Origin of the sequence: Mucilaginibacter dorajii (genome assembly GCF_024808255.1) — a bacterium.
GTDB lineage: Bacteria > Bacteroidota > Bacteroidia > Sphingobacteriales > Sphingobacteriaceae > Mucilaginibacter > Mucilaginibacter dorajii.
On sequence record NZ_JANTYS010000004.1, the window covers coordinates 355,476 to 368,302 of the forward strand.

Sequence of the window (12,827 nt, forward strand, 5' to 3'; positions counted from 1 at the left end):
CCTTTGCAGCCTCATTCCGAATCATGAGCGATCAGATTAAACATGAATGCGGTGTGGCATTTATCCGCTTATTAAAGCCACTATCTTTTTATCAGAAAAAGTACGGAACTGCGCTGTACGGCCTGAACAAGCTTTACCTTTTAATGGAAAAACAACACAACCGCGGCCAGGATGGCGCAGGTGTTGCTACCATTAAATTAGATATAGCCCCGGGCAAACGTTACATAAGCAGGCACCGCTCAATGGCTTCAAACGCTGTTGCTGATATCTTCGAATACATCCAGAAGAAATTCGCGGATATTCAAAAGGAAACTCCCGAAAAAATGCTTGACGCCGAGTGGCTTAAAGAACACGTGAGCTTTACAGGCGAAGTTTTATTAGGGCACCTGCGTTATGGTACCCACGGTAAAAATAGCATTGAAAGCTGCCACCCGTTTTTAAGGCAAAACAACTGGCAAACCCGTAACCTGGTTATTGCAGGTAACTTTAACATGACTAATGTTGATGAGTTACTGCAACAGCTTTACGATTTGGGTCAGCATCCTAAGGAGCAAGCCGACACCATCACCGTATTGGAAAAAATGGGCCACTTTATCGATACCGAGAACCAGGGCTTGTTTGATCAGTACAAACGCGAGGGTTTGGACGATAACGTAGAGATTAGCAAGCTGATTGCCAACGATATGGATGTTGCCAAAATTTTGACCAAATCGGCCAAAAACTGGGATGGCGGTTATACCATAGCCGGTATTTTGGGCCATGGTGACGCGTTTGTAATGCGCGATCCTGTTGGTATCCGCCCGGCATTCTATTATTATAACGACGAGATTGTGGTGGCTGCTTCAGAGCGCCCTGCTATTCAAACCGCGTTTAATATTCCGATGGAAGAGATCAGGGAAATTAAACCTGGTCACGCGCTTATTGTTAAAAAGAACGGTAAGATAACCGAAACCATGTTTAGCGAGCCAAAGGAAAAAAAATCATGTTCTTTTGAACGGATCTATTTTTCACGCGGCAGTGATGCTTCTATTTATCGTGAACGTAAACAATTAGGCAGGCTGCTTTGCCCTCAAATATTGGATGCTGTTAACCACGATATTAAAAACACCGTATTCTCCTATATCCCAAACACAGCCGAGGTCGCGTTTTACGGGATGGTTGAAGGTGTTCACAAATATGTAAAAAAATATCAGCGTGATAGGTTGTTAAGCCGCGAAGACAAGATAAGCGATGAAGAGCTTACCGAGATACTGGCGCTTGCACCACGTGTGGAGAAAATAGCTATTAAGGACGTTAAACTCCGTACTTTCATTACCCAGGATGCCGACCGCAGCGAAATGGTTGCCCACGTTTATGACACCACCTATGGTTTAATTAAACGTGATACCGATACCCTGGTTGTGCTTGACGACTCGATTGTACGTGGCACCACACTTAAACAAAGTATCCTGAAAATATTAGACAGGTTAGGCCCTACCAAGGTTGTTGTGGTATCATCGGCTCCGCAGATCCGTTACCCTGATTGCTACGGTATCGATATGTCGCGAATGGGCGAGTTTGTTGCTTTTGAAGCTGCCATCAGCCTGTTAAAGGAAATGGATAGGGAAGATGTGATCCTTGATGTTTACCAAAAATGTAAGGATAGCATTAAACTGCCTAAAGAGAAGGTACAAAACCATGTGAAGGCGATATACGAGCTATTTACAGATCAGCAGGTTTCTGACCGTATAGCCCAGATCATCACCCCCAAAGAGATTAAATGCGAGGTAAAGGTAATTTATCAAACTTTAGATAACCTGCACATTGCCTGCCCCGATCATACCGGCGACTGGTACTTTAGCGGTGATTACCCAACCCCAGGCGGTAACAAAGTTGTTAACCGCGCCTTTGTTAACTGGATGGAAGGTAAAAACCAAAGAGCTTATATGTAGCCCCTGGCCCCCTAAAGGGGGAGTGAAAATATTAAGGCGATGAAATTAATTTCATCGCCTTTTTTATTGTACAAGTAAATCAAAAAGCTCCCCCTTCAGGGCTACCGTGTATACACATCTTTCTAAAAAAGAAAAATGTCATTTCGATAGAGCGAAGGAGGGGTATAAGATGGGGGCGAAAGAGAAATCTTCGACGCCCTGCACCGTCGAATGTCCGCTTTTACAAGATTTCTCCTCACCTCCGGCGCGCAATCCCACTGGTTCGTTCGAAATGACAACGTTTTTTATTGATGATATGACTCCAAAAAGATGTGGGTACACGGGAGCATTCAGGGGGCCGGGGGACTCACGACGCCGTTGGCGCCGAGAAAATAATATGGGTAAGCAGTTTATCAACCAAAACCAATGAGGCTATGATTAAGGCGATACCGGCAACTTCATTTAAGCGATGGATAAGTTTAACCGAGATCCTGTCGCGCAGTTTATCAGCGTAGAAGGCTTTAAGGGTATCCATGCCAAACTGCAGGATAAGAATGGTAAGAAACATTACCGCGATGTGAAATGATCTATGTGGGCTGCCAACCAGGAAGGTAGTACTCGCGGCGCCAATAACCACCGTCCAATGGAAAAGGAGGGTAGGGTTAAAAATACACATCAGAAAACCTTTAAGGAAGTAGCCAAATCTATCGGCACCGGTAGGTACCTTATTGCCGTAGTTGATCTCGGCTTTTTTAAACATATAATAAAGGCCAAGCGCAAATAATATGGCACTGCCTACAATACCCGCTATGAGTTTTGTATGATCAGATACATCAATGTATTGTGATCCAAATAATAAGGCACCCACAAAAAAAACGTCGCTGCTTACAACGCCGAGTGCAAGAGCAACGCCTGCATGAAAACCTTTTTCAATGCTGGTTTTAATAAGAGCAAAAAAGACCGGGCCAGTTAAAAACGTCAACACTAATCCAAACCCTATACCCGAAACAATGGCTTTTATCATTAAGTTAGGCTTTGTTCATTTTTGAACAATGCGAATATGCAATTTTATCTATTAAACAACGAAACTTAAAATTGTGATTTATTTAATTAAAAAAAGTATAGCCACTTTTACAAAAAATGAATTATGTTTAACGATTCAAAATCTATTCTGTATAACCAATTTTAAAAATGGAACAAAACAAGGCCAAAAGTTATAGTTCGGCGCTTTATACGCTAATAACTGTATTTTTCTTCTGGGGTTTCTTAGCCGCCTCTAATGGTGTATTCATACCCTTTTGCAAAGAACACTTTCACTTAACCCAGTTTGAATCACAGTTGATCGACTTTACCTTTTATGGTGGTTATTTCATTGGCTCACTGATATTATATTTTGCCTCATCTATAAGCAAAGTAGATATCATGAATAAAATGGGTTATAAAAATGGTATTATTTTAGGTCTTATTGTATCGGCAGTTGGTGCATTGGGTATGATTCCCGCTATCGCTTCAGGTTCTTTCGGCTTTATATTAGCAGTATTTTTCATTATAGCTGTTGGTTTTTCATTGCAACAAACAGCAGCGAATCCGTTTGTGGTGGCTTTAGGTCCACCGGAGACTGGTTCAAACCGTTTAAATTTTGCAGGTAGTATCAATAACATCGGTGGTTTGTTAGGCCCGGTGGTTGTGGGAATTATTTTGTTTGGTTCGGCATCGGCTAAAATTGCAGCTAAGGATGTGCAGATCTCTTCCGTAAATAACCTTTATTACATGCTTGCCGGTTTGTTTATTGCGGTTGCTATATTCTTTTGGTTTTCAAACTTACCAAAGGTTACCAGCGACGAAAAAATAGAGCCGAGTGGTAAAGCAAATACCCCGCTTTTAATTATGTTTTTGGCGTTCCTGCTTATTTTGGCAGCCGACCCGTTAAGTGCTTATCTCAATAAGCTGCTATCTTCAGATCACATAAAAAGCCAGTATTTTGTTTACGCATCTTTAGCTATTATTGTATTAACACTGGTAGGTACCATATTGGCCGCTAAAAAAAGCAAAGAAGGCTGGGGCGCTATGCAATATCCTCAATTGATTTTGGGTATGCTGGCCATATTTACTTATGTCGGTACCGAGGTTACTATCCAAAGTAACATGGGCTCATTGTTAAAAACGCCTGAGTTTGGTTCTTTCAAGGAATCGGAAATAGCACCATATATCTCATTATATTGGGGTAGCTTAATGATCGGTCGTTTTGCAGGTGCAATTGGTGCGTTCAATCTTTCAAAAACTGCTAAATACGTACTAACCATCCTGATCCCTTTCATCGCGTTTGGTATTGTATTGCTTGTAAATGCTGCAACCGGTGTAAACGTGAGTAACCTGTATGGTTATGCAGCTTGTGTAGCTATCCTGATTGTTGCTTTCTTTATCGGTCAGCAAAAACCTACCCGTACACTGGCTGTATTGGGTTTATTAGGTATGGTATTTATGTTAACAGGTTTGGCTACAACCGGTAAGGTTGCAACCTTTGCCTTTATCAGTGGTGGGTTGTGCTGTTCAATTATGTGGCCTTCCATTTTCTCATTAGCTATTACAGGTTTAGGAAAATACACCAGCCAGGGTTCGGCATTTTTGATCATGATGATTCTTGGTGGTTCAATCATTCCACCATTGCAAGGTAAAATAGCCGATGGTAGCAACAATGTTATCCCCGGCATGAGCGGTATTCACTTCTCTTATATAGTACCTGTATTGGGCTTTGCTTACCTTGCTTATTTTGCGTGGAAAGTTAGCCGCGAACTACGCAGTCAGGGTATCGATCTTGACCATGTTGAAGTAGCAGCCGGCCACTAATTTTTAAAACTGTCATTGGTCATTGGGTCATTAAGTCATTTTTTAGGTGATTTAATGACCCAATGACGTTAATGACCAAATGACTTAATGATGAAACCAAGTTTCGATTCTATTTTTATGAACCTGGCAACAGACCTGGCTATGCGCTCACACTGTGTTAAAGCTCACGTAGGCGCTGTTTTAACCCGCGATACCCGTATTATATCCATAGGCTACAACGGGCCGCCTGCGGGCACGCATAACTGCGACGAGGAATGGCCGGGGGTAGGTTGCGCACGCGATTCAAAAGGGAGCTGTTCCTTAGCCCTCCACGCCGAAGAAAACGCGATATTATACGCCGTAAAAAGCGGTGCCCGTTTAGAGGGTGCAACTTTGTACACCACACTTTCGCCTTGTATTGCTTGCGCGAGGCTCATCTATTCGGCAGGGATAACCAAAGTTTACTTTGATAAATCATACGCCGAGTACAAAGGCATTGGCAGCGATGAAGGTGTTGATTTTTTAAACAGGTTTGGGGTACCTACAGTAAGGTTTGTGGAGGATTAAAGTGGAAGAGCAGTGACGAATTCAGACTTACGAAGTTTCAAAAACTTCGTAAGTCTCCGTAGAAGAGTCTTTCACTCCGCCATAAAAGGCTCAATATGGCTCAATGCAAATAGCAACTGCTCTTCCTGGCTCAGATCGGTATTGTCCAGAATTATCGCGTCTTCGGCCCTTGTGAGCGGACTTTCCTTGCGGGTAGTATCCTGGTAATCGCGGTGCGCAAGGTTGTCAAAAACTTCTTCTAAGGTGATGTTTGGGTTTGTGGGTAAAAGCTCGTTATAGCGTCGTTCGGCCCTTACCTTTGGGTCGGCAGTCATGAAAAATTTAACCTGCGCATGCGGAAAAACTACAGTGCCGATATCCCTGCCATCCATTACTATATTTTTTGATTTGCCTAAACGCTGTTGCTGTTTAACCATGGCCACGCGTACATCATGGATGGCCGAAACCGGACTTACTTTATCGGCAACATGCATCTGGCGGATCTCGTCAGATACATCTTCATCATTCAATGTAATATGAGTTTGGTAATCGCGGGAGTGGAAATTGAGGTGGATGTTTTTTAATGCGGTTGCAATTTGCTCGTTGTTTTGCAAATCCACATTGTTACGTATAAAATATAAAGTTACAGCGCGGTACATAGCGCCGCTGTCAACGTAAATAAAATGAAGCTTTTTTGCTAATGCCTTTGCCAGCGTGCTTTTGCCGCAAGATGAATAACCATCAATTGCTACTACGATGTTGTTGCTCATAAAGCCGCTAAATTAAGGAATTTTGCTAATGGTTGATGCCCGTTCAAGTTGTTTTAATAGCCCCAATCAACGTTGTTAAAAGTGATTGCCAGCCAAATACTTAACACTTTTAGGCACTGGTAATGTTGCCCGTTAAAGGCGGTTGTGCCCTAAACTATAATTTTACACCCCTTAAGAAATCTTCAATCCCCATCCGTTTTTTGCCTTCCAGTTGTACATCCTTTGCGCTGATAAAGCCACCTTTGGCGGCAAATTTTAAAAAGGTTTTGCCATCAGTAAGGAAACCGCCGGGTTGTATGGCGGGCTCATCTATCAATAATTCAGATGCGTATATCTTCAGAATTTTGCCGTTCAGATCGGTAAAGGCCGTAGGTACAGGGCTTAAACCACGTATTTTATTATAAATAGCTTCAGCGGGCTGCAGCCAGTCTATCTGGCAATCCTCTTTAAAAATCTTAGGCGCGTGTTTCAGCTCTTCACCTGTTAATAATTGTACCTGCGGGTGCTCGTTATAACGGCCGCTTTCAACCGCTTTTACGGTTTTTACCAGCAGGCCTGCGCCCTTGTTCATGAGGCGGTCGTGCAAATCGCCGGCAGATTCATGGCCCGTAAGCGTTATCTTTTCGGTAAATAAAACATCGCCTGTATCAATTTCATGTTTCAGGAAAAAGGTTGTTACGCCACTTTCTTTTTCGCCGTTAATGAGTACCCAATTAATTGGGGCGGCGCCGCGGTATTGCGGCAATAACGATGCGTGTAAATTTATGGTGCCTTTGGCAGGCATGGTCCAAACAGCTTCGGGCAACATGCGGAAGGCCACTACCACCTGCAAATCGGCCCCCAGTGCTTTAAGCTCGGACAAAAACTCCGGACTTTTTAATTTTTCGGGTTGTAAAACTTTTAACCCGTTTGCTACCGCATATTGTTTTACCGCCGATTCGTTAAGTTTTTGCCCGCGACCTGCCGGTTTATCGGGAGCAGTTACAACGCCAACAATATCACTGCTGGCTTTAATTAAAGCATCAAGCGATGCAACTGCAAACTCGGGGGTACCCATAAATACAATTCTCATGTTATATGCTATTTTATTTGCTTCTGCTATTAGTTGTACAATAAGTATTTACTGCGTGTTTTATTGAATTTTTTTAAACCGGGCTGCCAGCTCCTACGGATCTCATTTTCGGTTTTACCTTCGGTTATTTGCGTTTGCAACTCTTTACCACCGGCCAGTTTGTTAAAATACGCGTTAAAAAAATGATCCTTATCGGGGAAAGCTTTGTAAAGTTCAATAAGCCAGGCCAGGTTAATGTGCCCCATGGTCGTGATCTTCTCTACGCCGTAGCTTTTTAAATCGATACCAAAACATTCCTTATCTTTTTGAGGTGGGTTTTCGCTCATGCCCGGGATGCTTAACGGTGTAAAGGAGTACTTGTAGATCCCTTTTAATAAAGGATGCCCAAGCACCAGGAACGGAAAATAAGTGCCCCTGCCCAGGCTAAAAGTGGTACCCTCAAACAGGCAAACGCTGGGATATAGTAAAATAGATTGATTGGTATTTAAATTGGGCGACGGGTTTACCGGCAATTTGTAAGGCATATTGTGGCTGTAATTGGCCACTTTAATGATCTTTAATTTGCATTTTACGCTGTTTTTAAGCCAGTGCTCGCCATTGATCATTTGGGCGTATTCGCCAATGGTCATGCCGTGGCTGATGGGAATAGGGTGCATACCTACAAATGAGCGGTAGGCGGTATCTAATATCGGCCCATCAACAAGGTACCCGTTTGGGTTGGGCCTGTCCAATATCATCAGCTCAATATTATTTTCGGCGCAGGCCTCCATCACATAGTGCAGGGTTGATATATAAGTATAAAACCGTGCACCAACATCCTGTATGTCAAATATCATCAGGTCGATGCCTTTTAAATCTTCGGGCGTTGGCTTGTAATGTTTATTACCGTACAAGGATATTACGGGTAAGCCTGTTTTGGTATCAACCGCATCGGTAACAACCGCGCCGTTGCTGGCATTACCGCGGAAGCCATGCTCCGGACCGAAAACTTTTTTGATGCCGATGCCGCGTTTAAGCAAACTATCAACGCTGGGCGTAAGGGTTTTACCAATAACAGAAGTTTGATTAACAACCATCCCAATATTTTTTCCCTTAAGATAGTCAAAATACAGCGGAACCTGGTCGGCTCCGGTAATTATTTCTGAGTCAATTTTCTTGTCGGTCTTAACACTATCGGCAGGCTTGCTATGGTTAATAATCGCATTGCCACTTGTGGTATGGATACTTAGTATTGCTATTAGTGCGCTTTGAATAAAAACAGGAATGGTTCTCATAAAATATTGTGTTGAAACAATTTAAAAAGTAGCAGGTTTAATAGCAAAACCGCATATTTGCGAAGGTACTAAAAAACATTCTGCATTGAGTTTCGCCTCCTTTATATCAGCCCGGATAACATTCAAGTCAAAGCGTACATTTTCAAAACTGATTGTACGCATTGCCATTATTGGCATTATGCTTGGTTTGGGGGTAATGATATTATCGTTAGCCATTGTTAAAGGATTTAAACACGAGATTCGCGAAAAAGTTCGTGGCTTTGCCGGCGATCTGCGGGTAGTGAAGTTTGATTTGAATGGTTCTTATGAAAGTTCGCCTATAACTTATGATGCTGCCTTTGTACAAAAGGTGCTTAAAATACCTTCGGTAACCAATGTGATGCCCACCGCTACCAAACCGGGTATCATCAAAGCCAATAACGAAATTGAAGGCGTTGTATTAAAGGGCGTTGACAAAAGTTACGACTGGAGTTACTTTAAAAAGATGATGGTTGCCGGCGATGTGATCGATTTTAAAGATTCTGTTGAGGCGCAAAAAGAGATCATGCTATCGCAAACTACCGCAAACCGGCTAAAACTTAAAGTGGGCGATAAACTGCTGATGTATTTTGTGCAGGAGGGGTTACGCAAGCGCCAGTTTAAAATAAAAGGCATTTTTAGCATTGGGGTAGAGGAGGTTGATAAAACCTTTGTGGTTGGCGCGCTATCATTAATAAACCGCGTTAACAACTGGAAGCCCGGCGAAATAGGCCAGTATGAAATACGCGTTGCCGATTTTGACCAGGTAAATGCCGCGGCCGATAGGATAGATGATATTTTGCCCATCAAAGAAAAAACGAATACAGTTATGGATGATTATCCTAACATTTTTGAGTGGCTTGACCTGTTAGATGTAAACTCGGTAGTGATGCTGGTACTCATGGTAATTGTAGCGGTGATCAATATGATCTCGGCATTGTTGATCATGATATTGGAGCGTACCGCCATGATAGGCATGTTTAAAGCCATGGGGGCATCAAACTGGAACATTCAAAAAGTATTTTTATTTAATGCTACCTACCTGATAGGATTGGGCCTGCTGTTGGGTAATGCTTTAGGTTTAGGTTTGGGCTTTTTTCAGCAACAAACCCACTTCTTCCAGCTCGACCAGGCCTCTTATTACATGACCTTTGTACCCGTAATGTTTAGCGGTTTTGATATCCTTTGGCTTAATGTAGGCACGCTGGTCATTTGCCTGCTGGTACTTATTGTACCATCTATGCTGGTAAGCAAAATTTCGCCGGTGAAGGCTATCAGGTTTAAATAAGGGCGATTCAAAAACGCAGTTTTCAATTTCAGCCTGTGGGCGGTGTTTTCACCGCACCACTATTAAACGCGTCATTGTGAGTTGTTCCTCCTGCCCATGACGTTTGAATATTTACGTAAGCATCGGTTTTGAACGCGGGCGAAGACTCACCCGGCTCGGCACAGATTAATAAATGCGATAGCTTACACCCAACCGCATCAGTTCGCTATGAGCAGTAAGTGTGGTAGTGCTGCTGCCGCCACTTCCGGTCAAATCCGTTTCAACTCTTGATAGGTAATTGGTTAAGCCATGTGCAAAGCTGGCGTTAAGCGCCCATTTGCCGTAGGATGCTGCCGCTCCCAGGCGTAACCTCACATCTGTAGGTGCTTTTGTCCGGGCGTAATCAACAGGGTATGTTTTGCCATTGTTATCTTTAACACTGCCTTCATCTTTGGTTTTTAGGATAATACCAACATCCACACCAGGCAAAATATCTAACTTAACTTTATGCAGCAGAAACCGGTAACCTATGTATGGATTTAGGTTGATGCTTTGATTTTGCAGGTTAGTATGTCCCTTTACCGCAAAACTTGGGTCGGTGTAAACAGTATTGACATCATTAAAGGTTATATAAATAAGTGGGGTATATTTATCAATATTTACCTGGCTTCGTAATACTTCATAACCGGCACCTAAGCCCCATATAAAACCACTTTTTGCAACAAATTGCCCCTGTAAAGTACTGCCATAACTAAAACCATTACGGTTGCCATAGGGGTTGTTGGTATAATTTTGATTATTTGAGCCGTATTGCATAACCTGGGATGTAGCTGTCGCGGATTTGCCTGAAAAATGAAACAAGCCCGAATTGGCCTGAACCGATAGCTCAAATTGTTGGGCAAATGCCAATGAGGCCGCAAACAACAGGGCAGTTAGCGCAAGTAAATGTTTCTTCATTTTTTATTGGTAAAGTTAAGTTTCAGGTTTATACCGCCTGCGCCAAACTTTATCTGTTGCGATCCCAGCCCCTGAAGCGGGTATTTCAAAAATGGCTCAATAATAAGGCGATTGCTTTTCCCCAAAGCGGTGCCCAAACCAAAGGAAACGTTAAGTGTTTTGGCAAAGTAAAAGCTATTAAAACTTTGCCTATCCGTTTGGTCAGTTGTTTGCTGGGTTACACCAGCCAACAACGAGTTATGGGTGATACCGTAACTGGTGGTATAAGCCTCATTAATAAACGTGCCCGAGCTTAAGCCAGCCGAGATATAAGCATCAGTTTTTTGCGGGTTGAATTCGTACTTGATATTGATAGGCACATCAAGCCCTACCAGGCTGGCATTATAGTTTTTAAAGGTAGGTAATGATGCTGCAGGGGCCAGCATATTGTCTTCGCGGGCGGCTGCGTATGATAATGCGCTTGCCGCGTTTGTATTAGGGGGCGTTGAGCTGCCGTACTTCAACGTGTTTTGTGCCAATGCAATACCGGTTGAAAGTTTAATGTTTTTACTCAATTTAATATCAGATGTAAAACCGGCACCGGCGTTAACCTGGTTGCTGCTGCCCTTGGCATAGTTAAAAAATGTTGCCGCATACACGCCAAATTTTACTTTTTTATCATCAATGACCTTTTCTGCCGGTTTTTTAGGCTGATTTTGCTCGGCTTTAAACATGGCGTCTATCGTGCTTGTTGGTGTGGCGGTTTTAGCAACCTGTTTATCCGTATTTTTAGAGTTGATGTCAGCGGCTTTGCCGGGTACAACAGTAGTGTTTACCGCATACTGAGCCGCATCAGTTTTTGGAGAAACGGATTTAACACTATCAACTCTTTTTGCAGGTGTAGCTATTGCATCGGTCTGCTTGTTTGCCGGTGGCTGAACAGCGGCCACGTTGTTGTTGATACCATTATTGCCACTGATCACCAAAGGCGGATTTACCATGGTATTATTGGAGGCAACCTGTTTTTGCTGATTGCCTGCCGCAATGTTATTGGGTTGTACTGTAGCCGTATTTGTGTTATTAATTACCGGGTTTTTATGTGCAGGCTGATTGTTTTGAGCAATATTGTTTGGTGTTGATACCGTGCTATCAACCGGGCTTTTATGTACAGGTTGATGGTATTGGGCAATAGTGTTTTGTGCTGATGCAATAGTATCAACAGGGGTATTTGCAGGCGCAGTTTGCGTCGCCGCCAATTGAGCCGCCGAATCTTTAGCACCGGTTTTTTGTTGTTGCTGATGTTTTGCCGGTTTAAGGGCAAGGGTATTATCGGGCTGCGTTTTTTTACTCAGCATCCAAACGCCTATACTTAAAAACAGCAGTAAGCCGGCTGCCACACCTGCCCACCATAACCAAACCACCGGGCGCTTCTTCTCCTCCTCAGGAAATCTTTCCCTGAGCAGCAGCCAGCCCTCATCGGCGGTGGTGTCTTCGTAGTTATCAAACACCTCCCTGATGCGGTTCTTTAAGTCGTTATCCAACTGATCATCCATGGTTTTGTGCTTCTTGCCTTAATATTTTTCTTAATCGTTCTTTAGCCCGGCTTAAATAAACGCGCGATGAACTTGCCGGGATAGCTAACATAGTACCAATTTCATCATGATTATAACCATCTATTTCGTACATATTAAAAATGGTAAGCTGTATGGCAGGCAGCTCATTCATCAGTTTTAATATATCCTGTGCATTTAAATTATCAACCGTGCCCACATTACTGCTTAGGGGCGCGGCATTATCCAACTCAATATTTAACTGGAATTTAAGATCCTTACGGCGGCGGTCAATAGCAGTGTTTACTATAATTGTACGCAGCCAGGCTTTAAAGGGCTTATCTGTATTGTAATTATTTATGGCGTTAAATACTTTTATAAATGCGTCATTTGCGGCCTCTAACGCGTCGTCGCGGTTAAGGCTGTAGCGCAAGCTTATACCCATAGCGTAGCCATAAAACTGCTTATACAGCATTTCCTGGTATTTAAGGTTGCCTGCTTTGCATTGGCTGATAATTTCTTCTTCAGTAATGCGCTTGGGTGGATGCATTAAGTGTATTTATTCCGCTTAAATATTGTGTTGGTTTTTATGCCCTTACGCAGCATGTAACCATATTGATACAAATAAAAAAAATGTTTTTTTATTGCAGGCCATACC

11 protein-coding genes are annotated in these 12,827 nt (G+C 42.9%); 4 read left to right on the top strand and 7 right to left on the bottom strand.

The genetic code is table 11. From position 1 onward, the window contains the following. Positions 1-23: 23 nt before the first annotated feature. The gene (locus FHS10_RS07770) at positions 24-1,931 is read left to right on the top strand and encodes an amidophosphoribosyltransferase (RefSeq protein ID WP_259089134.1); all 1,908 of its coding nucleotides are present in this window, start codon (positions 24-26) and stop codon (positions 1,929-1,931) included. A 346-nt stretch (positions 1,932-2,277) separates the two neighbouring features. Here the strand turns inward: FHS10_RS07770 and FHS10_RS07775 are convergent, their stop codons facing one another. Continuing rightward, positions 2,278-2,934: a LysE family translocator gene (locus FHS10_RS07775; protein WP_259089135.1), complete on the bottom strand. Its 657-nt coding sequence runs from the start codon at positions 2,932-2,934 to the stop codon at positions 2,278-2,280. Positions 2,935-3,101: 167 nt separating this feature from the next. Between FHS10_RS07775 and FHS10_RS07780 the strand changes: the two genes are divergently transcribed. After that, a complete protein-coding gene (locus tag FHS10_RS07780) occupies positions 3,102-4,757 on the top strand; it encodes an MFS transporter (protein ID WP_259089136.1) in 1,656 nt (551 codons plus the stop codon). 87 nt (positions 4,758-4,844) lie between these two features. Next, positions 4,845-5,303: a deoxycytidylate deaminase gene (locus FHS10_RS07785; protein ID WP_259089137.1), complete on the top strand. Its 459-nt coding sequence runs from the start codon at positions 4,845-4,847 to the stop codon at positions 5,301-5,303. Positions 5,304-5,374: 71 nt separating this feature from the next. On the opposite strand, the gene cmk is transcribed toward FHS10_RS07785, so the two are convergent. From cmk to FHS10_RS07800, 3 genes are all read right to left on the bottom strand, one after another. Further along, a complete protein-coding gene (cmk, locus tag FHS10_RS07790; RefSeq protein ID WP_259089138.1) occupies positions 5,375-6,052 on the bottom strand; it encodes a (d)CMP kinase in 678 nt (225 codons plus the stop codon). 154 nt (positions 6,053-6,206) lie between these two features. Next, entirely contained in the window at positions 6,207-7,124 is a 918-nt protein-coding gene (gene fmt / locus FHS10_RS07795) for a methionyl-tRNA formyltransferase (protein WP_259089139.1), read from the bottom strand. Positions 7,125-7,153: 29 nt separating this feature from the next. Beyond that, on the bottom strand, positions 7,154-8,398 hold the full coding sequence (locus FHS10_RS07800; protein ID WP_259089140.1) for an exo-beta-N-acetylmuramidase NamZ family protein: 1,245 nt from the start codon (positions 8,396-8,398) through the stop codon (positions 7,154-7,156). Between the two features lie 85 nt (positions 8,399-8,483). Here FHS10_RS07800 and FHS10_RS07805 point away from each other — a divergent pair, with 85 nt between their 5' ends. Further along, complete coding sequence (locus FHS10_RS07805; protein WP_259089141.1) at positions 8,484-9,704, top strand: ABC transporter permease; 1,221 nt, start codon at positions 8,484-8,486, stop codon at positions 9,702-9,704. 165 nt (positions 9,705-9,869) lie between these two features. Here the strand turns inward: FHS10_RS07805 and FHS10_RS07810 are convergent, their stop codons facing one another. Genes FHS10_RS07810 through FHS10_RS07820 form a run of 3 tightly spaced genes read right to left on the bottom strand, consistent with a single transcriptional unit; the run spans position 9,870 to position 12,719 of the window. Then, positions 9,870-10,640: a hypothetical protein gene (locus tag FHS10_RS07810; protein WP_259089142.1), complete on the bottom strand. Its 771-nt coding sequence runs from the start codon at positions 10,638-10,640 to the stop codon at positions 9,870-9,872. Next, the gene (locus FHS10_RS07815; RefSeq protein WP_259089143.1) at positions 10,637-12,172 is read right to left on the bottom strand and encodes a hypothetical protein; all 1,536 of its coding nucleotides are present in this window, start codon (positions 12,170-12,172) and stop codon (positions 10,637-10,639) included. The genes FHS10_RS07810 and FHS10_RS07815 overlap by 4 nt, the downstream gene beginning before the upstream one ends. Then, positions 12,165-12,719, bottom strand: a complete 555-nt coding sequence (locus FHS10_RS07820; RefSeq protein ID WP_259089144.1) for an RNA polymerase sigma factor — start codon at positions 12,717-12,719, stop codon at positions 12,165-12,167. The genes FHS10_RS07815 and FHS10_RS07820 overlap by 8 nt, the downstream gene beginning before the upstream one ends. Positions 12,720-12,827 lie beyond the last annotated feature (108 nt).